The sequence below is a fragment of the Rhizobium aureum genome (genome assembly GCF_030182495.1).
GTDB lineage: Bacteria > Pseudomonadota > Alphaproteobacteria > Rhizobiales > Rhizobiaceae > Rhizobium > Rhizobium tropici_C.
Window position 1 is genome coordinate 89,958 of the sequence record NZ_JAQJCI010000018.1, and the last position, 23,947, is coordinate 113,904.

At 60.0% G+C, this 23,947-nt stretch carries 27 protein-coding genes and 1 other RNA gene; 12 read left to right on the forward strand and 16 right to left on the reverse strand.

Annotated features, from left to right (window positions below):
* Nucleotides 1-90 precede the first annotated feature (90 nt).
* The 3 genes from PH552_RS27900 to PH552_RS27910 are packed head-to-tail and all read left to right on the forward strand — an operon-like array spanning nt 91 to nt 1,809.
* On the forward strand, nt 91-471 hold the full coding sequence (locus PH552_RS27900; RefSeq protein ID WP_112343915.1) for a COG4315 family predicted lipoprotein: 381 nt from the start codon (nt 91-93) through the stop codon (nt 469-471).
* Nucleotides 455-1,009, forward strand: a complete 555-nt coding sequence (locus PH552_RS27905) for an RNA polymerase sigma factor (protein WP_113249327.1) — start codon at nt 455-457, stop codon at nt 1,007-1,009. The genes PH552_RS27900 and PH552_RS27905 overlap by 17 nt, the downstream gene beginning before the upstream one ends.
* Entirely contained in the window at nt 1,006-1,809 is an 804-nt protein-coding gene (locus PH552_RS27910) for an anti-sigma factor family protein (protein WP_113249328.1), read from the forward strand. The genes PH552_RS27905 and PH552_RS27910 overlap by 4 nt, the downstream gene beginning before the upstream one ends.
* A gap of 65 nt (nt 1,810-1,874) precedes the next feature.
* On the opposite strand, the gene PH552_RS27915 is transcribed toward PH552_RS27910, so the two are convergent.
* From PH552_RS27915 to PH552_RS27935, 5 genes are all read right to left on the reverse strand, one after another.
* Nucleotides 1,875-2,273: an Imm50 family immunity protein gene (locus PH552_RS27915; RefSeq protein WP_113249329.1), complete on the reverse strand. Its 399-nt coding sequence runs from the start codon at nt 2,271-2,273 to the stop codon at nt 1,875-1,877.
* A 176-nt stretch (nt 2,274-2,449) separates the two neighbouring features.
* Nucleotides 2,450-2,821, reverse strand: a complete 372-nt coding sequence (locus tag PH552_RS27920) for a nitrile hydratase accessory protein (RefSeq protein WP_113249330.1) — start codon at nt 2,819-2,821, stop codon at nt 2,450-2,452.
* Nucleotides 2,808-3,467 carry a nitrile hydratase subunit beta gene (gene nthB / locus PH552_RS27925; protein WP_112343911.1) on the reverse strand — a complete coding sequence of 220 codons (660 nt, stop codon included), beginning with the start codon at nt 3,465-3,467 and terminating at the stop codon, nt 2,808-2,810. Before nthB ends, PH552_RS27920 begins: the two co-directional genes overlap by 14 nt.
* The gene (gene nthA / locus PH552_RS27930) at nt 3,467-4,102 is read right to left on the reverse strand and encodes a nitrile hydratase subunit alpha (RefSeq protein ID WP_112343910.1); all 636 of its coding nucleotides are present in this window, start codon (nt 4,100-4,102) and stop codon (nt 3,467-3,469) included. Before nthA ends, nthB begins: the two co-directional genes overlap by 1 nt.
* A gap of 22 nt (nt 4,103-4,124) precedes the next feature.
* Nucleotides 4,125-4,718, reverse strand: coding sequence for a LysE family translocator (locus PH552_RS27935; RefSeq protein ID WP_113249331.1), 594 nt, complete (start codon nt 4,716-4,718; stop codon nt 4,125-4,127).
* 206 nt (nt 4,719-4,924) lie between these two features.
* Here PH552_RS27935 and PH552_RS27940 point away from each other — a divergent pair, with 206 nt between their 5' ends.
* Nucleotides 4,925-5,770, forward strand: coding sequence for an aldo/keto reductase (locus tag PH552_RS27940; RefSeq protein ID WP_113249332.1), 846 nt, complete (start codon nt 4,925-4,927; stop codon nt 5,768-5,770).
* A gap of 2 nt (nt 5,771-5,772) precedes the next feature.
* Here PH552_RS27940 and PH552_RS27945 read toward each other — a convergent pair whose 3' ends face one another.
* From PH552_RS27945 to PH552_RS27955, 3 genes are all read right to left on the reverse strand, one after another.
* On the reverse strand, nt 5,773-6,804 hold the full coding sequence (locus tag PH552_RS27945; RefSeq protein ID WP_113249333.1) for a capsular polysaccharide export protein, LipB/KpsS family: 1,032 nt from the start codon (nt 6,802-6,804) through the stop codon (nt 5,773-5,775).
* A gap of 142 nt (nt 6,805-6,946) precedes the next feature.
* Nucleotides 6,947-7,519, reverse strand: coding sequence for an acetolactate synthase small subunit (gene ilvN / locus PH552_RS27950; RefSeq protein ID WP_113249334.1), 573 nt, complete (start codon nt 7,517-7,519; stop codon nt 6,947-6,949).
* An 85-nt stretch (nt 7,520-7,604) separates the two neighbouring features.
* On the reverse strand, nt 7,605-9,398 hold the full coding sequence (locus tag PH552_RS27955) for an acetolactate synthase 3 large subunit (protein WP_183761346.1): 1,794 nt from the start codon (nt 9,396-9,398) through the stop codon (nt 7,605-7,607).
* A gap of 327 nt (nt 9,399-9,725) precedes the next feature.
* On the opposite strand from PH552_RS27955, the gene PH552_RS27960 reads away from it, so the two are divergent.
* Nucleotides 9,726-11,756 carry a helicase HerA domain-containing protein gene (locus PH552_RS27960; RefSeq protein WP_113249336.1) on the forward strand — a complete coding sequence of 677 codons (2,031 nt, stop codon included), beginning with the start codon at nt 9,726-9,728 and terminating at the stop codon, nt 11,754-11,756.
* 10 nt (nt 11,757-11,766) lie between these two features.
* Here PH552_RS27960 and miaA read toward each other — a convergent pair whose 3' ends face one another.
* Nucleotides 11,767-12,663: a tRNA (adenosine(37)-N6)-dimethylallyltransferase MiaA gene (gene miaA, locus PH552_RS27965; protein WP_113249337.1), complete on the reverse strand. Its 897-nt coding sequence runs from the start codon at nt 12,661-12,663 to the stop codon at nt 11,767-11,769.
* Here miaA and serB point away from each other — a divergent pair.
* Nucleotides 12,662-13,552: a phosphoserine phosphatase SerB gene (gene serB / locus PH552_RS27970; protein ID WP_113249338.1), complete on the forward strand. Its 891-nt coding sequence runs from the start codon at nt 12,662-12,664 to the stop codon at nt 13,550-13,552. The two genes, miaA and serB, sit on opposite strands and share 2 nt — an antisense overlap.
* Before the next feature lie 31 nt (nt 13,553-13,583).
* Nucleotides 13,584-14,165, forward strand: coding sequence for a GNAT family N-acetyltransferase (locus PH552_RS27975; protein WP_113249339.1), 582 nt, complete (start codon nt 13,584-13,586; stop codon nt 14,163-14,165).
* 4 nt (nt 14,166-14,169) lie between these two features.
* Here the strand turns inward: PH552_RS27975 and PH552_RS27980 are convergent, their stop codons facing one another.
* From PH552_RS27980 to PH552_RS28005, 6 genes are all read right to left on the reverse strand, one after another.
* Nucleotides 14,170-15,894 (reverse strand): DegQ family serine endoprotease, encoded by a 1,725-nt coding sequence (locus PH552_RS27980; protein ID WP_113249340.1) that lies wholly within the window; start codon nt 15,892-15,894, stop codon nt 14,170-14,172.
* Nucleotides 15,895-16,085: 191 nt separating this feature from the next.
* Nucleotides 16,086-17,024 carry a protease modulator HflC gene (hflC, locus tag PH552_RS27985; protein ID WP_113249341.1) on the reverse strand — a complete coding sequence of 313 codons (939 nt, stop codon included), beginning with the start codon at nt 17,022-17,024 and terminating at the stop codon, nt 16,086-16,088.
* Nucleotides 17,024-18,148 (reverse strand): FtsH protease activity modulator HflK, encoded by a 1,125-nt coding sequence (gene hflK, locus PH552_RS27990; RefSeq protein ID WP_113249342.1) that lies wholly within the window; start codon nt 18,146-18,148, stop codon nt 17,024-17,026. The genes hflC and hflK overlap by 1 nt, the downstream gene beginning before the upstream one ends.
* 176 nt (nt 18,149-18,324) lie before the next feature.
* Nucleotides 18,325-18,843 carry a dihydrofolate reductase gene (locus PH552_RS27995; protein ID WP_113249343.1) on the reverse strand — a complete coding sequence of 173 codons (519 nt, stop codon included), beginning with the start codon at nt 18,841-18,843 and terminating at the stop codon, nt 18,325-18,327.
* A gap of 116 nt (nt 18,844-18,959) precedes the next feature.
* Complete coding sequence (locus tag PH552_RS28000; RefSeq protein WP_113249344.1) at nt 18,960-19,796, reverse strand: NAD(P)-dependent oxidoreductase; 837 nt, start codon at nt 19,794-19,796, stop codon at nt 18,960-18,962.
* A gap of 101 nt (nt 19,797-19,897) precedes the next feature.
* Entirely contained in the window at nt 19,898-20,464 is a 567-nt protein-coding gene (locus PH552_RS28005) for a helix-turn-helix domain-containing protein (RefSeq protein WP_113249345.1), read from the reverse strand.
* A gap of 199 nt (nt 20,465-20,663) precedes the next feature.
* On the opposite strand from PH552_RS28005, the gene PH552_RS28010 reads away from it, so the two are divergent.
* Entirely contained in the window at nt 20,664-21,191 is a 528-nt protein-coding gene (locus PH552_RS28010) for a GNAT family N-acetyltransferase (protein ID WP_113249346.1), read from the forward strand.
* Here the strand turns inward: PH552_RS28010 and thyA are convergent.
* Nucleotides 21,188-22,108 carry a thymidylate synthase gene (gene thyA / locus PH552_RS28015; protein ID WP_113249347.1) on the reverse strand — a complete coding sequence of 307 codons (921 nt, stop codon included), beginning with the start codon at nt 22,106-22,108 and terminating at the stop codon, nt 21,188-21,190. The two genes, PH552_RS28010 and thyA, sit on opposite strands and share 4 nt — an antisense overlap.
* Before the next feature lie 181 nt (nt 22,109-22,289).
* Here thyA and ssrA point away from each other — a divergent pair.
* From ssrA to PH552_RS28035, 4 genes are all read left to right on the forward strand, one after another.
* Nucleotides 22,290-22,660, forward strand: a transfer-messenger RNA (tmRNA) gene (ssrA, locus tag PH552_RS28020).
* 118 nt (nt 22,661-22,778) lie between these two features.
* Nucleotides 22,779-23,291, forward strand: a complete 513-nt coding sequence (locus tag PH552_RS28025) for an SspB family protein (protein ID WP_113249348.1) — start codon at nt 22,779-22,781, stop codon at nt 23,289-23,291.
* 50 nt (nt 23,292-23,341) lie between these two features.
* A complete protein-coding gene (locus PH552_RS28030) occupies nt 23,342-23,536 on the forward strand; it encodes a DUF4169 family protein (RefSeq protein ID WP_113249349.1) in 195 nt (64 codons plus the stop codon).
* 105 nt (nt 23,537-23,641) lie between these two features.
* Complete coding sequence (locus tag PH552_RS28035) at nt 23,642-23,854, forward strand: ribbon-helix-helix domain-containing protein (protein WP_112344058.1); 213 nt, start codon at nt 23,642-23,644, stop codon at nt 23,852-23,854.
* Nucleotides 23,855-23,947 lie beyond the last annotated feature (93 nt).

The following is a 23,947-nucleotide window of genomic DNA, read 5'->3' on the forward strand; positions in this document are numbered from 1 at the left end:
AATAAAATCGCAAGCCCCGGTGTCTCATGTCCGGCAACGCAAAAAAGCAAAGCCTGGACGATCTCGTCCACCCACCCGAGGAGAAACATCATGAAGACCATGAGATTCCTGACCGCGCTCGCTGCGGCATCTGCCTTTGCCACGGCCGCACTCGCCGCGGCTCCAGTCAAGACGGTCGAAAGCGCCAAGGGCAAGGTGCTCGCCGGCGAGAACGGCATGACGCTCTATACGTTCAAGAACGACAAGTCGGGCGAATCCAATTGCAACGGCGATTGCGCGAAAGCCTGGCCGCCGCTGATCGCCGATAGCAAAGCCAAGGCGGAAGGTGCATATTCGATCATTACCCGCAAGGACGGGAAGAAACAGTGGGCAAAGGACGGCATGCCGCTCTATTTCTTCGTCAAGGACACAAAATCCGGTGATGTCGCCGGCGACGGCTTCAAGGGCGTATGGGATGTCGCGAAGCCCTGATGGGAACGAAAAGGGCGCGGCGGGAACATCCCCCGCGCCCGACAGCTTCGAGGCGGAAGTGCTGGCGCTCCTCCCCTCGTTGAGGCGCTATTCGCGCAGCCTCACCCGCTCGGACGCCGATGGCGAGGACCTGCTTCAGGATTGCGTCGAAAGGGCCCTGACCCGGCGCGGCCAGTGGCGCGGGCTGAACCTGCGCGGCTGGGTCCTCACCATCATGACCAATCTCTATCGCAACGGGCGGCGCCAGGAGGTGGGCCGCAGCTTTGTCGATATCGATGACAACAGCCACTTGGCCGCAGCCGAGGCGGACAGTGATCCGCTGCAGCGATCGCGCCTGGAAACGGCACTGAACAGCCTTAGTGAAGACTATCGCGCAGTGCTGATGCTCGTCGTCGTCGAAGGCTGCAGCTATCAGGATGTCGCCGATATGCTCGATATCCCGATCGGCACCGTGATGTCGCGCCTGTCGCGCGCGCGGCAGAAGATGACCAGCCTGTTGGATGCAGACAATGTTGTCACGCTTCGGAGACCAAGATGAACGAACGCAAACCGACCGTGACCGAAGCGGACCTTCACGCCTTTGCCGATGGCCTTCTGCCACCGGAAAAACAGGCGGAATTGCAGGCGTGGCTGACCGAAAACCCCGAAGATGCCGCCGCCGTTGCGGCATGGCAGGTCCAGAACGATGACATCCGGGCCATGTTCTCGCCCTATGCCATATCGAAGGACGGCGACACTGATCTCATTTCCACAAGCAGAAGCACGCTCTCCGCGCAAGCGATCCCGCCACAGCGCAGCCGCAGGCTGATGATGCTCGCCGCCTCACTGGCACTGTTCGTCGCCGGTGCGGCAGCCGGTCATTTCGGCCCGGATCTCCTGGTACCGCGCGAATTACAGCTGACCTCGATCGAAGCCCTGCCGCAACAGGCGCATTCGGCTTTCGTCGTTTATGCCAGCGATGTCCGCCATCCCGTCGAAGTCGGCGCGGATCAGGAAGCCCATCTCGCCACCTGGCTCGGCAAACGCATGAATGTCGCTGGCCTCAAGGTGCCGAGCCTGCAGACGCTAGGCTTCCAGTTGGTCGGTGGCCGGCTGCTGCCGGTCAACGGCACGCCCGGCGCCCTGTTCATGTATGAAAATGCCAGCGGTCAACGCCTGACCGTGCTGGTTGGGCGCAATAGCGGCAACACAACAACCAGCTTCCGCTTTGCCAGCGACAAGGCCGTCGAGACCTTCTATTGGATCGACGGCGATCTCGGCTATGCCGTGACGGGCGAAATCTCGCGGGACATGCTGCAGCAGGTGGCGGACGAGTGCTACAGGCAGTTCTCGTCGTAGCTTGCCTCAAGGTGAAGCGTTTTGTCGCCCCAGGCTGTTGAGTTAGCCCCTGCCCCGAAACGGTCTCAGATGGAAGCTGTTGGAACGAGGCTAATCTTTATGTGTTTGGCGATGACGAAACCGCTCACTCCGTAGCTGGCATCCCATTCTATGCGGAAGTTCTCTTCCATCTTCGCAATTTCCAGATCAAAGATGATACCCGGTACCATTTCGAAATCGGTACAACTGATGGCGCTCACCTCCCCAAGGACAAGGGTAACGATCGCGTGTTTATCCAGGAGGAAGTAGCCTTTGGCGTCCACCTGATCAGTCATGTTCCATGCGTGGATACGCATCAGCCCTGCTGCCCTGCCCGGGAAGCTGATCTCAAGCAATTTGGCATCGTGGAAGCGGGGTATCCGCCCGAACCATTCAAGCAGAGATTTGCCGCCGGGAATATCGCTTAGCACAGAAGTAGAGGACATTACGGTTCACGAATGGGATAAGCGGTTAGGAAACGCTTGTTCAGAAGGTCAACAGAAGCTCTTCAGGAAACTGCGATGTACAATTCAACAACCGGACAGCAACATAGCAAAACAGGGCTGTATTATGCCAGTGACACAAAGAACAAACCATTCGTCAGCCGATTTCTGACTGATTCTTAGCGCTGAGGATCGTTTTCAAGCGCGATCGGCTTGCCATGCGGCGTTGCCTCGGCCGCACGTTGCCAGCTTTGCTGCAAAGCCACAATCGCGTCGGCATCGGCAATGCCCTTCGCGACCAGCAGCCCTGACAAAGCAGCCACCCAGCAGTCGAAATAATCGCTGCCGTCAGGCGCGCGGCCCGGCTTGTGAAGTTCCACCGACAACTGCTCAGCCCATTCGCTCCAGGCGAACAGGCCCTTCTCGTGCAGGTGAACGGTCATCGCAAAAGCGCCCGCCGCCCAGGGTTCCGGAAAGACTGGCTCGCCATCGGCAGACTTCGGCAGTCCGGGCGATTGCGCCAGAGGCGATGGGACCTCACACGCGCTCAAGATAGCTCTCCCAGGCATCGATCGAGACCGTCAAAGAGGGATCAGCGCCCTCGCCCCAGATCTCGGCACCGTCGAAGACGACCGTATAGACCCATTGCGGATTTTCGCCGCGGCCATGGGCATTGTCATCGGGGAAGACGAAGGAGCCCTGCACCGCTTCGATGACACCCGTCTTTGCGCGGGCATAGCGCGGCAATCTGGTGTGGCCGATCGGGTTGAAGTTCTTGGTGCGGACATGATCGCCGACGGCAAAGAGCGGGGCGGTCTCGACCGGCCGGTCGCAAGGACCGCCCTTCGCCAATGCGCCATCGACCATTTCAGCCTTCAGAACCCGCTTCGGCACTCTGCCCTGTTCGAGCGAATGGCCGATCCGGGACTCTTCGGCGGTGGCGAAGCCGTGCCGCTCCAGCAGCGCTTCGACAGCACGAATCCAGATCTCATAGTAGCTGGCGCCAAGATAGCTGGCCGGCGGAATGTTTTCGCGTGCATGCCGGCTTTCATCAATGGTCCAGGCACCGAAGGCACCACAGGAGAGCGTGATGCCGAGCGCGCGCTTTTCCCATTCGGCATGGAAATAGGGCTCGTTCGGTTCCGGCGCGACTGGGCCGAAACCCATCTGGCCGCCAAGATCGTGTGGACCGTTCATCACGCGGCCTCCGGAGTCTTGGCGAGCGCGGTACCGATCATGGCGTCGCGGCTGACGAGATCCGCCAGCGCCGCCTCATCCATATCTTCGGAGCCGGCAGGCCGCTCAGGGATTACCAGATAGCGAAGTTCCGCCGTCGAATCCCACACACGGATTTTCGTCTCCTGCGGCAATGTCAGGCCGAATTCGGCGAGCACGCCACGCGGATCGATCACCGCGCGGGAGCGATAGGCCGGCGCCTTGTACCAGACCGGCGGCAGCCCGAGCACGGCCCACGGATAGCAGGAGCAGAGCGTGCAGACGATCAGGTTATGCGTTTCCGACGTATTGAACACCGCGCGCATATGCTCGCCCTGGCGGCCGGTAAAGCCGAGACTGGCAATCGCCGCCGTCGCGTCGCGCCGCAGCCAGTCGGCAAAGTCGGGATCGCTCCAGGCTTTCGCCACCACCTGCGCCCCATTGCGCGGCCCCACCTTCGTCTCATAGGTCTCGACGATACGGTCGATCGCCGCCGGATCGATCAAGCCCTTTTCCGTCAGCAGCGTCTCCAGCGCCTTCACCCGCGCCTGCATGTCCGAATAGTGGTTGTCGTGGTGATGATGGTCGTCATCATCGTGCGAATGTCCGTGGGACATGGCTTACTCCTGTCTCTGGCCGTTACTTTAGCATCGGCCAGAGACTGAGCACCAGCAGGATGGCCATGGTTATGTTGAACCATTTAAGCCTGATGGGATCGGACAGCCAGTCGCGCAGCACGGAGCCGAAGCCCGCCCAGGTCGATACGCTCGGCACATTCACGGCGGCAAATGCCAGTCCGACGAGCAGAACGGTGAAGAGATAGAGCTGCTCGTTAGTGTAAGTGGCCATGGCGGTGACAGCCATCACCCACGCCTTGGGATTGACCCATTGGAACGCAGCAGCGCTGATAAAACTCATCGGCTTTGCATCGCTTTCCGCCTCGCTCAGGCTGCGCGAAGTGCCGATCTTCCAGGCAATCCAGACGAGATAGGCCCCGCCGGCGAATTTAAGCGCGGTATAAAGCACGGGCACCGTGTGCAGAAGTGCCCCCAACCCCAATCCCACCGCAATCAGCAGCACAAAAAAGCCGACACCGATGCCGAGCATATGTGGAATGGTGCGCCGGAAACCGAAGTTCACACCGGAGGTAAACAACATCATGTTGTTCGGTCCGGGCGTGATCGAGGTCGTGAATGCAAAAAGTAGAAGAGCCAGAAATGTATCCAGCGCCATGATGCCTCCCAGGACACCGTATCGTGACAAGGCGGCATCCAAAATTCTTCTTCACGCGCGCAAAAATGCGGCGGCGCATGACGGTGCGACATTAGTTCGCCGGCCATACGAAAGCCATAGGATGATTGTCACCGTGACATGACGGATGCCGATTGAAATCCGGTTGAATGCCCCTATCCTTCGGTTTTCTCCAGCGAGGAATGACCATGCGCGAGCCCATCCCAACCGTCACCCTTCCTTCTGGCATCCAGGTTCCGGCACTTGGCCAGGGCACCTGGAATATGGGCGAGAATGCAGCAAGCGCCAGGGATGAGATCGCCAGCCTGAAAACCGGCCTCGATCTCGGCATGACGCTGATCGACACGGCTGAGATGTATGCAGACGGCGGCTCGGAGGAGATTGTCGGCAAGGCGATCGAAGGCCGCCGCGACGAGGTTTTCCTCGTCAGCAAGGTCTATCCCGCCAATGCGAGCCGCAAGGGCGCAGTTGCAGCCTGCGAACGCAGCCTGAAGCGCCTGAATACCGATCGCATCGATCTCTATCTGCTGCATTGGCGCGGTAACTATCCGCTCGAAGAAACGGTGGAAGCCTTCGAAAGCCTAAAGGCGGCCGGGAAGATCGAAGCCTGGGGCGTGTCGAACTTCGACGTTGCGGATATGGACGAGCTGCTCTCCGTGCCGAACGGCGGCAATGTCGCCGCCAACCAAGTGCTCTACAATCTCTCCCGGCGCGGCATCGAATATGACCTCTTGCCATGGTGCCAGGAGCGAAGCATTCCAATCATGGCCTATTCGCCGATCGAGCAAGGCCGCCTGCTCCACCATCCCGAGCTGATCCGGATTGCCAAGACCTATCAGGCGACGCCGGCCCAGATCGCGCTTGCCTTTCTGCTGGAGCGCGACGGCGTGATCTCGATCCCGAAGTCCTCGAACCCTCAGCGCATCGAGGAAAACCGTGAGTCGATCGATATCGATATCACCGACGAGGATTGGGCTGTGCTCGATGCCGCCTTCCCGCCGCCGTCGCGAAAGAAGTCATTGGAGATGCTATAGGTTTACGCAGCAGCCTTCTGCTGCGCAACGATCAGCTCGATTGCCCGGAAAGCATCGATCTCCTGCCAGTCGGCCGGATCGCGATAGGTCGGGTAAAGTGAAAAGGCGGCAGCGGCGATCTGATCGACCGTCCTCCGCTTGGTCCGGCGCCTGGCAAGTATTGCCTTGGTGTAAACGCCGAAATGATCCTCAGTCACCCCCCAGCCTGCATAAAAGGGCGCGGCATAGCAGCGGACCGGAATGCCGCGCAGCAGCGCATCGAAGCCGAACTGGCTCGAAACCGTCCAGACCTCGTCGACGACTTCGAGGATGGAGGCTACCGACACGGCATCGTCGATCATGACCACATCGCCCTTGGAAGCCGGCCCCGTAAGATATCCCTTACGAAGCCCGGCCATGACATCCGGATGGGTGCGGATGAGGCATTGCGAATCGCTCGCCAGCCCATCGGCAAGCATCTTCTCGAAGGAGGCTTTTGAGCCGAGCGCCCTGTCGACGGAAACGTCGCCAACGACCTGATCCACCAGCAGAATGCGGCGCTTTGCAGTCCGCTCGATATTGGGCTGCCGATGGGGGAGATGATTGTATTTCGAGAGCTTGTTGAGAACGATCTGCTCGCGGATAGCGCGGCCGAGCTCTCCTGCCTCTCCCGCCCCCTCTATCAGCTGCTCAAGCCGCGACGGCCTGTTTGCATCGACGGGCAGGCCAAGATCGTCGATAACGATGGACAGCGGAATGGCGCCGGACTTGCCAAGCCCTATCGACCGCAGGAAACCGTCCTCGAGATGCCAGTGGCGCAATCCGCGAAACCGTGCAAACCTGGCTGCCACCTTGGCCGGCGCGCGGCCACCCCAGGACACGATGCCGCCAATTTTAGGAGAAAGGATCGAGGCCAGTTTCTGCGAACGGAAATAATGTCCGAGCCAGGGAAAATCACTTCGTACGAAAGGCGCCGCGCCGAGGCGCATGCCAGCCGGCGGATGCCACGGCTTTTCACCTATCTCAGGCAAAGTCTCGCCGGCAAGGACTGCCACAATGTTCCCTCGCTAGAAGTGATATCGCCGGCCTAGGTCGGTCATCGCAAAAGATAGAGCGGTTTGGTGCTTCACGAAAGCACCAAACCGCTCTGATTTCTCACGCAATTCCGGTCGGCAAGCCGATCAACGCCGCAGGCTCTTACATCCCCTGTGAGCCGCGGTTCATCGCAGCAATGCCGGTGCGGCAGACTTCGATAAGGCCGAGCGGCTTGACGATGGCGATGAACTGATCGATTTTCGAGGACTTGCCGGTGATCTCGAAAATGAAGTGCTCGACGGTCGCATCCACGACCTTCGCGTGGAAGGCGTCGGCGAGCCGCAGCGTCTCGGCGCGCGTCTCGCCGTTTCCGGTGACCTTCAGCAGTGCCACTTCGCGCTCGATCGGCCGCTCCTGGCCGAGTTCGCGGGCGCGCACCGTCAGATCGACGACGCGGTGAACGGGAACGATGCGCTCAAGCTGCGCCTTGATCTGCTCCAGCACCTGCGGCGTGCCGCGCGTGACGATGGTAATGCGCGACAGATGCGCCTGATGCTCCGTCTCCGAAACGGTGAGGCTTTCGATATTGTAGCCACGGCCGGAGAAGAGGCCGATGACGCGGGCGAGAACGCCGGGCTCGTTGTCGACCAGCACCGAAAGCGTATGGCTCTCGGCCGCCGCGGTTTCGGGCGAAATGAAGTAGGCGGAGCCCGTGGGTTGAAGGTGTGCGTTCATGATCCTTGTTCCGTTTCCTCGGTTCTTGTTCGGCATGCCGGCGGGATCGGCTGAGGCGCGGCTCCTGCAGCACCCCAGCTATCGATCAAACCAGCTGGCGCCCCTTGGCGTCGATGGCATTGGCGACGGCCTCGTCGGTTGCTTCGTCCGGCAGCAGCATTTCGTTGTGCGCCTTGCCCGAGGGGATCATCGGGAAGCAGTTGGCGAGATTGGCGACGCGGCAATCGAAGATGACCGGCTTGTTGACGTCGATCATTTCCTGGATGGCGCCATCGAGCTCACCCGGCTTCTCGCAACGCAGGCCGACGGCACCATAGGCTTCCGCAAGCTTGACGAAATCAGGCATCGCTTCCGTGTAGGAATTGGACAGACGATTGCCATGCAGCAGCTGCTGCCACTGACGAACCATGCCCATGTACTGGTTGTTGAGGATGAAGATCTTGATCGGCGCATTGTGCTGGATCGCAGCCGACATTTCCTGAATGCACATCTGAATAGAAGCATCGCCGGCAATGTCGATGACCAGGCTCTCCGGATGGGCGATCTGCACGCCGAGCGCTGCCGGCAGGCCGTAGCCCATGGTTCCGAGACCACCCGAGGTCATCCAGCGGTTCGGCTGTTCGAAGCCGTAGAACTGCGCCGCCCACATCTGGTGCTGGCCGACTTCGGTGGTGATGTAGGTATCGCGATGCTTCGTCAGCTCATAGAGGCGCTGGATCGCATATTGCGGCATGATGACGTCGTCGCTCGCCTTGTAAGCAAAGGAATTGCGCGCGCGCCAGCGGGTGATGTCGGCCCACCAGTCGCCCAAACGCTCGGCAGCCGGCTTCTGCGGCAAGGCGCGCCACAGGCGAACCATGTCTTCCAGAACATTGCCGACATCGCCGAGGATGCCGACATCGACGCGGACATTCTTGTTGATCGAAGACGGATCGATGTCGATATGGATCTTCTTCGAATTCGGCGAGAAGGCATTCAGGCGGCCGGTAATGCGGTCGTCGAAGCGTGCACCGATGCAGACCATGACGTCGCAATCATGCATCGCCATGTTGGCCTCGTAGGAACCATGCATGCCGAGCATGCCGAGCCAGTTCTTGCCGGAAGCCGGATAGGCGCCGAGGCCCATCAGCGTCGACGTAATCGGGAAATCGGTCAGCTCGACCAATTCGCGCAGCAGCTTGGAGGCTTCCGGACCGGAATTGACGACGCCGCCGCCGGAATAGATGACCGGGCGACGGGCATTCTTCATCAGCTCGATCGCCTGCGTGATCTTGTTGAGATCGCCCTGGATCTTCGGCTGATAGCTCTTCTGGACATGATGGGCTTCCGGCGGCGTATAGGTGCCGGTCGCGAACTGAATGTCCTTCGGAATGTCGACGACGACGGGGCCTGGACGACCCGACTGGGCGATGCGGAAGGCTTCATGAATGACAGCAGCCAGCTCGTTGACGTCCTTGACCAGCCAGTTGTGCTTGGTGCAGGGCCGCGTGATGCCGACGGTATCGCATTCCTGGAAGGCGTCGGAGCCGATCAGAGTTGTCGGGACCTGGCCGCTGAGGCAGACAAGCGGGACGGAATCCATCAAGGCGTCCTGCAGCGGCGTGACCGCATTGGTCGCGCCCGGGCCGGAGGTAACCAGCATGACGCCGACCTTGCCGGTGGAGCGGGCATAGCCCTCGGCCGCATGGCCGGCGCCCTGCTCGTGGCGAACGAGGATGTGCTTGATGTCGTCCTGCTGGAAGATCTCGTCATAGATCGGAAGCACGGCACCGCCCGGATAACCGAAGATGTGTTCGACGCCGTTGTCCTTGAGCGCCTGCAACACGATCTCCGCGCCTGTCATTCGATTGCCGCTCGCCTGATTATCTGTGCCGGTCATACGTTTGTTCCGCTGTCTGCTGGAGGTTTGGAAGAATGAAATCTCGATTTCGGGCATAAAAAAAGGCCCCTTGGGGAGCCTGTCATCTAGCGCATGGGTGGCTGTCGCCGGATGGTTACACCATCCTGCCCATGCGCTTTCCCACCACGATAAGACCGATCGAGTTTTTCATGGGGCGAAGTGATAGACAGAAAATTTCGAAGCGTCAACGCGTGAAGCAATAAAAAATCGCGGTGTCGCCGAAACCCTTTAAATGCATGGATGACCGACAGGATTTTGTTAAGCCGCCATCTCTATGCTCCGGCATGGACTAGTTGGGGTAGCTGTTTGCTGAACAATGATCTGCAGACGTCCGGCAAAGCTGGAGATTTTGATCGTCGCGACAAGCTGAAGCCGGGAAATCGCTTCCTCGGCCGTGTAGTTGCGTGCAACGGCTCGAGAGCAACGATCGCCGCCGTCGCCGAGGCCGGTGGCACGGACCTTACCGAACTATGGTCGGTCGGTCGGCTGATTTCCATCAGTGTCGGAAAGAACCGCGTGGCCGCCCTCGTCTATTCGATGAACACGCAAAGCGTCGGCTGGGGCGAAGGACAGGACAATCTGTTCCGCATCGAGGTCGAACTTTTGGGCGAGGTCCATGTCGGGCCGGATGGCCGCGAGGAATTTTCGAGCGGCATCACCGCCTATCCTTATCTCGGCGCGATTGCGCATCGCATCCGTGCCGCCGATCTCATGCGCATCTTCGATGCCGGCAAGGGCAATAGCTGCGTCATCGGCAAGCTGACGCAGGATGAAAGCATCGACGCCGCCATCCATATTCCCTCCATGCTGTCGAAGCATTTCGCCGTCGTCGGCTCGACCGGCGTCGGCAAATCCACCGCCGTCTCGCTGTTGCTGCACAAGGCGATCAGCACCGATCCGAAACTGCGCGTACTGATCCTCGATCCGCATAATGAATTTGCCGCCGCCTTTCCGAAGCACGCCGTCGTCATCGACACCGATACGCTCGACCTGCCCTTCTGGCTGATGCGGCTGGAAGAATTCAGCGAAGTCGTCTTCCGCGGCCGACCGGCGATACCGGAGGAGCTCGATGCGCTGCGCGATCTTATTCCGGAAGCAAGACGCGCCTTCCGCGGCAGCGATTCAAGCCTGATGCGCCGCCAGACGGAAAAGTCTTCCGTGACGGCGGATACGCCGGTTCCCTACCGCATGGCCGATCTGCTGGCGCTGATCGACGAGCGCATCGGCCGGCTGGAGGGCCGGCAGGAAAAGCCGCATCTGCGCTCCCTGAAAATGCGCATCATCTCGGCGATCAACGATCCCCGCTATCACTTCATGTTCTCCAACAATACGATCACCGATACGATCATGGAGACCATCGCCAAGATCTTCCGCATTCCGGGCGACGGCAAGCCGATCTGCACGTTCCAGCTCGCCGGCATCCCCTCGGAAGTCATCAACTCCGTGGCGTCCGTCCTCTGCCGTATGGCGTTCGAGCTGGCGCTCTGGAGCGACGGTGCGATCCATATGCTGGTCGTCTGCGAGGAAGCGCATCGCTACATTCCCGCCGATCCGACGCTCGGCTTCTTCCCGACGCGCCAGGCCATCGCCCGCATCGCCAAGGAGGGCCGCAAATACGGCGTATCGCTCGGCATCATCACGCAGCGGCCGGGCGAACTCGATCAAACGATCCTGTCGCAGTGTTCGACGCTCTTCGCCATGCGTCTCGCCAATGATCGCGACCAGGAAATCATTCGCTCGGCCATCCCGAACTCCTCGATCTCGACAACGAGCTTTCTGTCATCGATCGGCAACGGTGAAGCTATCGCCTTCGGCGAGGCCATCGCAGTTCCGATGCGCATGCGCTTTTCCCAGGTCGAGCGGCATTTGCTGCCGAAAGCCAGCGGCAGCACGGCGAAGGTCAGCGAGGATTCGCCTGATACGGTCGATCTGCGCACGATCATCAGCCGCATGCGTTCGATTACAGGTCCAGATATCAGCGCCTTGCAACAGAACTACGGTGCCGCAGCGGATGCGGTAACCGAGAGCAGGAATGATTTCGACGATCTACCTATAGAGCAGACATCGCAACGTGTGGCGGAAGCCGATGCGCCATCGATCGAACCCTATCGCCCCGACATGCTGCCTCGCGCGGCCACCCCGCAGACAGCGCAGCCGCCGCAGACATCGATCGACAGCAGGCTTGCGGACCTGCGCCGCGAATTTCGCAGCGACGATACGGCCGCACGACCAGTGCCGCCGAGAGAACCCTTACCGTCGCTCAAGCGGGAACCCGGCCTTTCGCTGCGGGACAGCATACTGAAAAAGCCGCTGAGCAGCCTCTACGACAAGGATTGAGGCAGCAGGCTCACGGGCTCAGACGCTCCCAGCTCTCGTCCATCTGATTGCGAAACCAGGTCATCTGCCGCTTGGCATATTGCCGCGTTGCCGCTGCTCCGGTTTCGATGACCTCTTCCCGCGTCATCTCACCCTTCAGCATCGCGGCGATCTGCGATACCCCGATCGCCTTCATGACCGGCATCTCCGGCGACAGATCCAATGCCAGCAAAGCCCGCACCTCCTCCTCCGCCCCCATTGCCAGCATCGTCTCGAAGCGGCTGTTGATGCGCTGGTGCAGCAGCGCGCGCTCGGGCAGGACAACGATTTTCCGAGCACGATCTGGATCGATGACCATCGGCCCGGTCTTGCCCTGAAAGGCGGCAATCGAACGGCCCGTCGCCTCCCTCACCTCCAGGGCGCGGACAATGCGCTGGCCATCCTGCGGGTTGAGGGTTTCAGCAATAGCGCTATCACGTTCTGCAAGCTCGCCATACAGCGCCTCCGCCCCTTCCGCCAACAGCCGACTGCGAAGCCGGCTACGGATGTCAGGTGGAATCTCGGGCATGTCGGAGAGCCCGCCAGCCAGCGCTTTGAAATAGAGCCCGGTACCACCGACGAAGACAGGCAATCGCCCCTCGTCGCGCAGGCGCTCGACCAAGACGCCTGCCTCACGCAGCCAGGCGCCGGTCGAATAGGCCTGTCCCGCCGGCACATGACCGTAGAGATGATGCGGAATGCCTTCCATCTCGGCCTCCGAGGGTCGCGCAGTCAGCACGCGCAGGGTATCGTAGACCTGCATGCTGTCGGCATTGATGACGACGCCGCCATGCAAACGGGCCAATTCTACCGCCAGCGCGGACTTGCCGCTGGCGGTCGGCCCGGTTATCAGGATCGCGTCGATATCGCTCACAAGGTTTCTGCTCATGGCCCTCGTTGCCACGCTTATTGCCAATCCGTCAAACCCCGTTCTTGTTCCGGCCATCGCTGAACAGGCGGCTGATGCTGTCAAAGCGTCCGGGCTCTATTGGCTAGCCGATGGCATTGCCTGCGATATCGCGCTTCGCGACGGGACTGATATCGGGGCCGCAGAGGCCAATATATTGGCCGTGATCGGCAGCGAGCCGATCGATCTCGTGATTCAGGATGCCGACACCCGCCGCAAGAAGTTGCTGATTGCCGATATGGACTCCACCATGATCGGCCAGGAATGCATCGACGAGCTTGCCGCCGAAGTCGGCCTCAAGGAGAAAGTCGCAGACATTACGGCTCGCGCCATGAATGGCGAAATCGCCTTCGAGCCGGCGCTGCGCGAGCGCGTGGCGCTGCTGAAGGGATTGCCCATTTCCGTCGTCGACGATGTCATTGCCAAGCGCATCACGCTGACGCCTGGCGGCCCCGAACTCATCGCGACGATGAAGGCGAAGGGCTACTACACCGCCCTCGTCTCCGGCGGCTTCACCGTCTTTACCAGCCGCATCGGCACCACCCTCGGCTTCGACGAGAACCGCGCCAATATCCTGCTGGAAGAAAACGGCATCCTGACCGGGCTCGTCGAGGAACCGATCCTCGGCAAGCAAGCCAAGGTGGATGCGCTGAACGATATCGCCGGCAAGCTCGGCATTTCCACCGATGACGCGCTCGCCGTCGGCGACGGCGCAAATGACCTCGGCATGCTGCAGCTTGCCGGCTCCGGCGTCGCACTTCACGCCAAGCCGACGGTCTCGGCACAGGCCGGAATGCGCATCGACCATGGCGATCTCACCGCCCTCCTCTACATCCAGGGCTATCGCAAGACGGACTTCATCAAACCATAGAACGGCGCAATCGCCGGGATCGGGGCTTTGGATGATCATCACCGAAACCGACCGCCTCATCATCCGCAACTGGCGCGAGACGGATCGTGATCTGGCCTACGAGATCAATTCCGACGAAGCCGTCATGGAATTCTTTCCGTTCCGCCGCAATCGTGCGGAAGCCGACGCTTTCTTCGATCGCGTTCATGCGATGATTTCAGAAACCGGGTTTGGCCTCTATGCCCTTGAGCTCAAAGAAAGCGGAGAAGCGATCGGTTATTGCGGATTGATGCGGACAGATCATCTGGAACCCTTCGTGCCGGCGGGGACGATCGAGATCGGCTGGCGCCTAGTGGCACGGCAATGGGGCAAGGGATTCGTCAGCGAAGCGGCGCGAGCCCTGCTTGCCCACGGTTTTGACAGGCTCGGCCTGGACCAGATCGTCTCCTTTGCGGTGCACAACAATGTCAGGTCGACCGCTGTCATGGAACGCATCGGCATGCGTCGTGTCGAAGGCGGTGATTTCGATCATCCCAACGTGCCCGACACCCATCCCCGTCTGAAGCGGCATGTGCTCTACCGCCTGACGGCAGCCGAATGGCAGGCCCGGCAGGCAAAGCAAGCCGGGCGCTGACCCTCTACTCCAACGCAACGGCGATGAAGCGCAAGTCACCGTTCGGAGACGCAACCATCATCTGCGCATTGCGACGTCCCTCACGCTTCAGAGACGCCACCTTCTCCGAGGCGGCACTCGGCGTCTGGACGAATTCCTGCGCCACTTCCACGACGACGTCGCCGGGTTTCAGACCCTTGTCCGCCGCTGCCGAACCGGGCGCCACTTCAGTGATGACGACGCCATCGACGCTATCGGCGATGCCGAAGCTTTTGCGGTTCTCCGATGTCAGCGTCGCGAGCTTCATGCCCAGTATGTTCGAGGTCGCTTGTACCGGTGGCTGAGCCTGCGGCGATTGCTGCGGATCGGCGCCCTGGTCCTGCCCATCCATGCCGTCATCGCCACCCTCATCGCCCTCGTCGGGGTTGATGACGCCGCCATTATTGCCATTATCGTCGGGCGCAAGCTGCGGCTTCTTGGTCTTGTCGGTGCTGGCGGCTGCCGCCTGATCGCTGTCTTCCAGCCGGCCGAGGGTCACCTTGACAGTCTGTTCCTTGCCGTCACGGAAAATGACGACATCGACTTCCTTGCCGACGGGGCTTTCGGCGACGACGCGCGGCAAGTCGCGCATCTCTTCCACATCCTTGCCGTCAAATTTGAGGATGACATCGCCCGCCTTTATCGAGCCGTTATCGACAGGGCCACCCTTGATGATACCGGCCACGAGCGCGCCCTTGGCTCCGGCCAGCCCAAGACTGTTGGCGACATCATCCGTTACCGGCTGAATGCGTACGCCGAGCCAGCCGCGGCGCGTCTCGCCGAAATCCCGGAGCTGATTGACGACGCCCTCCGCCAGTTCCGACGGGACGGCAAAACCGATACCGATCGAGCCGCCGCTCGGGGAGATGATGGCGGTGTTGATGCCGATCACCTCGCCCTTCATGTTGAAGAGCGGGCCGCCGGAATTGCCCTTGTTGATCGCCGCATCCGTCTGGATGAAGTTGTCATAGGGACCGGCATTGATGTTGCGCCCGCGGGCCGAAACGATACCGACGGTCACGGATCCGCCGAGGCCGAAGGGATTGCCGATCGCCATCACCCAGTCGCCAATCCGCATCTTGGAGGAATCGCCGAACTTCACCGCCGTCAGCGGATGCTTCGGCTCGACCTTAAGCACGGAAAGATCGGTCTTCGTATCCGTGCCGATCAATTTTGCCTTCAGCTTGGTGCCGTTCGGGAAGATCGCCTCGATATCGTCGGCGCCTTCGATGACGTGATTGTTCGTGACGATGTAGCCGGAGGGATCGATGACGAAGCCGGAGCCAAGCGAGCTCACCTTGCGATTGCTGTTGTCGTCTTTCTTGTTGTTGAAGAAATCGTTGAAGTAATCCTGATACGGCGAGTTATCCGGCACCTTCGGCGTCGCCGGCCCATCGCCCTCGTCCTTCACCTTCTGCGATGTGGAAATATTGACGACGGCATCCAGCAATCCCGAAGCAAGATCGGCAACCGAAGCCGGTCCGGCATTCACTGCCGGGTTTATCGCGCCAGGGTTCAACGTAGCCGTCGGCGATGCGGCCGGAGGCGTCTGGTTGTTGGTGGCCGGCGCCTGGGCACCCGCCGTCGCACCGCTATTCTGCGTCTGCGCATAAGCCTGTTCGGTAACGCCCGCAACGGGGCCGGCAATCAGTGCGATGCTGGCCAGCAAGGCAAACGAACGGCTGAAAGGCAGGCGATTGGTCGAAGCCATCAGGCATCCTCATCAGGAAAGGGGAAATCTTGTATAAGCATCAACATAAGGCGGAATGATGAAGCGTGAAATCACCTTTTTGCGAAATCCCCGCACTCCGCGCCGACGATACGGCATGGTAAAGGCGATGCGATCCGCAATTAGGAAAAGGGCCGCCGTGAGGCAGCCCTTCCATTCCTTGATTTGACACCTTAATTCGCGGGCGACGTCGGATTGGCAAGCGCCGGCGCCCCGGAATTGGGCGTTGAACCCACGGGACTGTCGAAGTACTTGAAGAAGTCCGACTGGTTCGGCGGCAGGACAAGCGTCTTGCCGCCCGAAGCGAGCGCCTTGGTATAGGCGGCCATCGAGCGATAGAACTCGTAGAAGTTCGGATCGCGCTTCGAGGCATCGGCGAAGATGCCGTTTCGCTCGGCTTCGCCCTCACCGCGCAGCACTTCGGAATCCTTCTGCGCGTCCGCAACGATCTCGACGACCTGACGGTCCGCGATTGCACGGCGCTTCTGGCCTTCCTCGTTACCGCGAGCGCGGATCAGTTCGGCTTCAGCCAGACGCTCGGCCTTCATGCGGTCGTAGGTCTGCTGCGACACTTCCTGGGTCAGGTCGGTGCGGCGGATGCGGACGTCCTCGATGTTGAGACCGAGCGATTCGGCATCGCGATGCAGATCGTTGCGCACTTCCGTCATCATCGAGGCACGCTCGTCGGAAAGCGCCGCTTCAAAGCCGCGCAGACCGTAGACACGGCGCAGGGCAGCGTCGAGGCGGGTTCTGAGGCGCGATTCAGCCGCGTCGCGGTCGCCTGAAACGGTCTCGCGGAACTTGCGTGCATCCATGATCTTGTAGACGACGAAGGCATCGACTTCATAGAACTTGCCGCCAGAGACCTGGACGCGAATATTGTCCAGATCGAAGCGAAGCTCCTGCAGCTGCACATACTGGACCCGATCGGCATCCATGAAGGCGAAAGGCAGCTTGAAGTAGAGACCCGGTTCCGTCTTGACCTCGCGGATCTGCCCGAAGCGCAGGACGATCGCCTGTTCACGGGCATTGACCACGAACACCGACGAATAGATGAGCAGCAGCACTACCGCGAGGGCGATGAGAATGGCTGGCAAACGGCTGGACGTCATTATTTGGCCTCCGGCTGAGTTGCAGCGGCGGGCTTGCCCGCCGGCGTCGTAGACTGCTTGCCGATGTCATTCAGCGGCAGGTAAGGCACGACACCCTGCTTGTCGTCGATGATGATGCTGTTGGAATTGCCGATGACGGACTCCATGGTTTCGAGGAACAGACGCTTGCGGGTGACGTCCGGCGCCTTGACGTATTCGTCGTAGATCGAGATGAAGCGCTGCGCCTCACCCTGAGCTTCCTTCACGACACGGTCCTTATAGGCGGCTGCTTCTTCGCGGATTTGAGCCGCACGACCGCGCGCCTGACCGAGCCTCTGGTTGGCGTATTGGTTGGCCTCTTCCACCTGCTGGTCTTCATTCTGTTCGGCACGCTGCACTTCGTCGAAGGCGTCTGCCACTTCGCGCGGCGGCGAAACATCCTCGATCGGAATTGCGTTGATGGAGATGCCCGAACCATAGCGATCCATCGTATCCTGGATGATGCTCCTCACCTCGGTTGCGATTTCCTGACGCTTGTCACGATAGATGTCCTGGGCGGGACGGCGACCGACGACCTCGCGCATGGCGCTTTCGGCAACCTGCTGCAGCGTCTCGTCGGGGGTTTCGAGATGGAACAGATAGGATTGTGGATTGGTCACGGTATACAGAACCGAGAACTGCACGTTGACGATATTCTGATCGCCCGTCAGCATCAGGCCGGCTGTCGAGCCGGCGGTCGAGCGGCCGCCGATGTTGCGCTGCTGCTCGGTCACCTTTACGAATTCGATGCGGTCCATCGGCCAGATGTGGAAGTGCAGGCCGGGCATCGAGACTTCTTCGCGCGGCTTGCCGAACCGAAGTTCCACACCGCGCTCGTCCGGCTGCACGGTATAGATGCACTGGATCAGCCAGAAAACGGCGATCACCGCGATGATAATGAGGACGACCCCTGCATTGAAGCCACCTGGCACGAAACCTTTCAATCGGTCCTGACCGCGGCGAATGATATCCTCAAGGTCCGGAGGCCCTCCGTTGCCGCTTCCCCGCGGCCGGTTTGGTCCTTGCCCCCAAGGTCCCTGATTATTTCCGCCGCCACCGCCGCCCCATGGGCCGCCGCCGCCGCCATTCTGATTGCTCCAAGGCATCAAAACCTCTTTGTTTGTTGACTCCCGATATCACGCCGATCCCGCGGAATTCTTGGCTCGATATCCGCGGGTGGCAGCGATTGTTTCCCGTTATAGGTATCGAAGCACCTGCTTTCAACGAGACTTGAGGAAGTTCGTCGGATTCATTGGAAATATTTGCTTTCCGGGGGCAGCTTTTATGCTTTTCGCCTGAAATAGCGAACGAAACGTGTCGGATAAGTGTCCTTCTCGCCGGCCGGCACCGCAAGCTCACTTTCGGCTTGCCATATGGCGGGATCGATCGCTGGAAAGGACGTGTCGCCCTCTACATCCGCCTCGACATGGGTGATCAGCAGCCGATCTGCCAGACCGATTGCCTGCCGGTAGATTTCGCCGCCGCCGAGGATGCAGATTTCGTCGACATTGCTCTCGTTCGCCAGACGCGATGCAACAGAGATCGCTTCATCGAGCGAATGCGCCATCGTTATTCCCTCAGCTGAAAAGCCGGCGTCACGGCTGATGACGACATTCGGCCGGCCGGGCAAGGGCCTGCCGATCGACTGGAACGTCTTGCGGCCCATGATGACAGGCTTGCCGAGCGTCACTGCCTTGAAGCGCTTGAGATCGGATGACAAACGCCAGGGCATATCGCCTTCGCGCCCGATGATGCCGTTGCGCGATACGGCAACGACGATGGTCTTGATCGGCTTGGTCATGCGTCTTCCTCAGTCCTTGTCACCGACACCAATCGAGTCGGCGCAGCGATTTTACATCAGGATGGCGGCCATGGGAGATGGAAGACGCCTCGCAGCTCCGCATCGCCCCAATTGCATCACCCCTCATTATTGAGCTTGTCGAGCTGGCCGGCCAGCAGACCGCCTTCTTCCCGATCTCTAGCCATCTTTCGATAGAGCCCGGCCATGCCCCTGAATATCAGGGCTGCGGGATCGTCCTCGCCGAGAAAATCGGAAATCTCCTCCATCTCGGCAACCCAGCGATAGGCTTTGGGATACATGTCCGGAATGCCGTGGACGAACTTCGCATCGAGATCCGGCAGGCTTTCCTGAAGCTCGCGTTTCAGGGCCGCATCGGCGTCGGAACGTATTGCGGCAAGCAACATGGCCGTGCCGAGGCCCGTCACGCCCTTGTTGATGCCGGCATAACACATCTTCAATGCCGAGGCCGCACCGAGGGGTCCGTCGATGCGACGCACCTGAAGTCCATGCTCAACAAGCACGCCGCTGTCGTTGGCGGCGTCGCCGCTGACATAAAGCTTCGGCCCCTTCTGGCCCGGCTTCGGCGGACCGCCAATGATAGAGCCGTCGAGAACCGCGCCGCAGTCGCTGCCAAAGATCGATGCGACCTCGGCCATGGTCTTCGGCGAGATCGCGTTGCAGTCCATGAATGTGGTCTTGCTTCCGCTCCGCCGAAGCTCGCCGGCAATTTGCCAGGCGACGGCCACTGCCTCAGCAGGCGGAACGATAGAAAGAATGAGAGAGGAAGCAGCGGCTGCGGCCAGATCGACCGGCTCCATGCCGGCTGCTTTCGCCCGCTCGATGGTCGAAGCCGAACGACCCTCGAGATAGGTGACCACCCTCGCCCCATTCTCGACCAAACGCCGGCCAATGGCACTCCCCATCGCCCCGGCTCCGATGACTGCGATCTGCAAGGTCGATCTCCTTCTCCGCATAGGAAGGCGGCAGCATATCGCCTATCGCTCGACCGGACGAGCGCAATGCCGCGCGGTAACGCCAAGTTTAACGCCACGTGTCATGCGTTGCGCAGCACGAGGACGGCATAGGTGCAAGGCTCTCCGCTTTCGTTCTTGAAGACGCAATCCGTCGGCGGGCCGAGCTCGAGGCAATCGCCTGCGGACATCGAGTGCCTCGCATCTCCTTCGATAAACGTCAGCCGCCCCTCCAATACCCAGATGAGCTGCCGCATGAAGGCGTAGGCCGATGCCGGCATCGGAACTTCCGCTCCCGCAGGCAATTCGATGCGCACGAGATCCAGCGGCAGGTCCGATTTCGGCGAGACGTGCCGCCGCTCGTAACCCGTCTGCGGATCGACCCAGACGGGCTGTTCTTCCTTCCGGAGAAAGCGGCCCTGCTGCATCTCGGCGCGCGCCATCAAGGTCGACATGCTCAAGCTGAAGGCGCCGGAGAGCTTGCCGAGCAGCGCCGCCGTCGGGCTGCTCTCGCCACGCTCGATCTTGTGGATCATGGCCCGGGAAACGGCCGAGCGCTCCGCCAGCTCCGTCAACGACCAGCCGCGGCTTTCTCGTTCAATGCGAATCCGCGCGCCTATGCGCCTGTCCATATCATCAAGTTGAGGCATGCGTTTTACTATAGTGGACTTTCATGAGAGTGACAATCGACACATGTCGTCGGAAAACTTGGATTTATGGATATCTTAGTCTGTTCTCCGATGCAGTTGTGTACCAACATAGTAGACAGTTGCCGAAATCAGTGTATGACAGCATGAAAACAAACGAAGCGGCCATTCAATTTGATGGATGGTGTCTACGGAGCCGCCGATGCAAATTCGCGACGCGAAAGATGAAGATCTCGCCGGGATCACCGCAATCTACAATGACGCCGTCGCCAACACGGCGGCGATCTGGAACGAGACGCTTGTCGATATCGCCAACCGCAGGCAATGGCTGCAGGATCGGCACAAGCTCGGCTATCCGGTCATCGTTGCGACCGACGATCACGGCGACGTCATCGGCTATGCCTCGTTCGGCGACTGGCGCGCCTTCGACGGCTATCGGCATACGGTCGAACACTCCGTCTATGTCCGCAACGATCAATATCGCGGCGGCATCGGCAAGGCGCTGATGATCGAGCTGATCGAGCGCGCCCGGGTGATCGGCAAGCATGCAATGATCGCAGGCATCGAGGCCGGCAACGAAGCTTCGATCCGATTGCATGAAAAGCTCGGCTTCCGGCAAGTCGGCCTTCTTCCGCAGGTCGGCACGAAGTTCGGGCGGTGGCTGGATCTTGCCTTCCTGCAACTGCTCCTCGATCAGCGCAGCGATCCGGACGCCAAGCCGACAGCCTAAACCGCCACTTCGGCCGCGATCGCCGCGTGCGGCTCATATCCGAGAACCTCGAAATCCTCGATGCGATAATCATCGATGCTGTCCGGATGGCGCAGCAGGCGCAAGGTTGGAAACGGTTTGGGCTCCCGGCTGAGCTGCTCCCTGATGGCATCCAGATGGTTGAGATAGAGGTGGACGTCACCACCAGACCAGACCAGCTCGCCCATATCCATATCGACCTGCTGCGCGACCATGGCGAGCAAAACCGCCTGTTGGCAAATATTGAATGGATTGCCGAGGAACAGATCGCATGAGCGCTGAAAGACCATCAGGCTGAGGCGCGGGCGCTTGCCCCCTTCGGCCGAGATATTCGATACGTGAAATTGATAAACCATATGGCAGGGAGGCAGCGCCATATCGGCCAGCTCGCCGACATTCCAGGCATGAAAAATCATACGCCGGCTGCCGGGATTGGTTTTCAGATCGCGGATGACCGATGCGAGTTGGTCATGCATCCGGCCCTCCGCATCACGCCATTGCCGCCACTGCTTGCCGTAAACCGGGCCAAGGTCGCCCCATTGGAGTGCGAAAGCTTCGTCCTCGAGAATCCGCTTCTCGAAAGCGAGCTGATCGATATCCTCGCCCGTTGCCTTGCGATATTTCGCCAGCGGCCAGTCGGTCCAGATCCGCACGTTCTCTTTCAGGAGATTGCGGATATTGGTGTCGCCGGTCAGAAACCAGAGCATCTCCTTGACGGCCAGTTTCCAATAGACGCGCTTCGTCGTGAAGATCGGGATCTGCCCCTTCGAAAGGTCGAAGCGCATCATCGCACCGAGGCCGCTCAAGGTGCCGACGCCCGTGCGGTCGATCCGGCGATCACCATGCTCGAGCAGGTGCTCCATCAGGTCGAGATATTGATACTCCGGGTGACGAGCCATCTTCCGCTCCGAAATCGCTTGAATTTCCGGCCGTAACAGCGGTCGAACGGCCGCCTGCCGATTCCTTTTTCGCGATTTTAATGACAAGCCGCTGAGAAACCAACCGCGGCCAAGCGTAATTCAGGCAAATCTCTGAGCCTCGCGGACAAACCGATGTTTCCGCGACGTAATTATGACAATTGCCCTTCCCTTCGGCTGCGGAAAACACTATATCAGCCTTGCCGGTCTTCGGGCCGGCTATGGCGATAAATGAGCGGTGTAATAAACCTATTGGACCCGGGGGCGGTACCCGGCGCCTCCACCAAAAACCGGCCGGCAGGACTGGCGTCAGACCGGCTTTTGATGGGGGCGAAACAGGATCGACAAGGGTGTAAAGATCGACTTTTCGCTCGGCATTGTACCGCCGTTATCGGGCTAAAATTGTAGTTGCAAACGACAACTATGCGGAAGCTCGTCTCGCTGCTTAATCGCGGTGTGACACTTCAAATAAAGTCCTAAGGGGTCGCACTCTTAGGCGGGGTTCGAAGGCACCTGGCAACAGAAGCCTTCACCTTCTTCTCCAGTGCTATATTATAGGTCGACAGGCGGTGACTCGCGCATAGGGCTTTTCCGGCGGCGTTCAGCGTGGCATAAGCCTATAAAAAACATGGCCAACGAAAGACAGGAAAGCATGGGGCAGGATCATATCCGCTACGACATTTTGGCACAGGACGCCTTGCGTGGAGTCATCCGCAAGGTGTTGACCGAGGTCGGCGCCACGGGTCGCCTGCCCGGTGACCATCATTTCTTCATCACCTTTCTGACGGGCGCTCCGGGCGTACGCATCTCGCAGCACCTGAAAGCGAAGTATCCCGAGCAGATGACCATCGTCATCCAACATCAGTTCTGGGATCTGAAGATCACGGAAAGCCAGTTCGAGATCGGCCTTTCCTTCTCCGACGTTCCGGAAAAGCTGGTCATCCCTTTCAACGCCATCCGCGGCTTCTACGACCCCTCGGTAAATTTCGAGCTGGAGTTCGACGTGCCGCTGGCCGACGAGGAAGAGGATACCTCCTCCAGCGAGATTACGGCCTATCCGGTGCCGGTCGAGGGAGAGGAAGTTCCGGTGGCTGCGGCCAAGGAAGGTGAGGAAAAGAAACCGGGATCGGTCGTCTCTCTCGACGCGTTCCGCAAGAAGCAGTAGGCCCAACCGGGGAGGCATTCGCCTCCCCTTCGCATATCACGGGGGGATCGATGAGCGCCGAAATCGTCAATCTGCGTCAGTTTCGCAAGAAGCAAGCCCGTTCGGTCAAGGAAAAGCAGGCGGAGCAGAACCGCGTCACCTTCGGGCGGACCAAGGCAGAAAAGAGCCTGACGAAAGCACTCAACGAGAAGAACGTAAAGACGCACGAAGCGGGCCGAATCGAGACGACGGAGAGTGAAGACTAGTTTTGGTCTCGAGATAAAAAACTTCAGAAATCAGTTGCTTACTTCCGCATTTTGAATCACTTTCAGACATTATCCCGCCATTTCCGATTTTTGATCGATCCGCCGATGATCCGTAAACATTCCGCGACGCTGCATGGCCATCGCACAAGCTTTTCCCTGGAAGATGCCTTCTGGACAGAACTGAAGGCCATTGCCAATGCGCGCGGCACCTCGCTGGCGGCACTGATCTCCGAGATCGACGACGGCCGCGAGGCCGGCAGCAACCTCTCCTCCGCACTCCGCCTCTATGTCCTCAAATGGCTCAAGGATCGCAAGTAGAGCAATTTCAGGAAAAGTGCATAGCGGTTGTTCCCGTCCGGGATTGCATGGAGCAAATAGGGCAGTTGGCGATCCCGCGAAGTGCTGAACTGC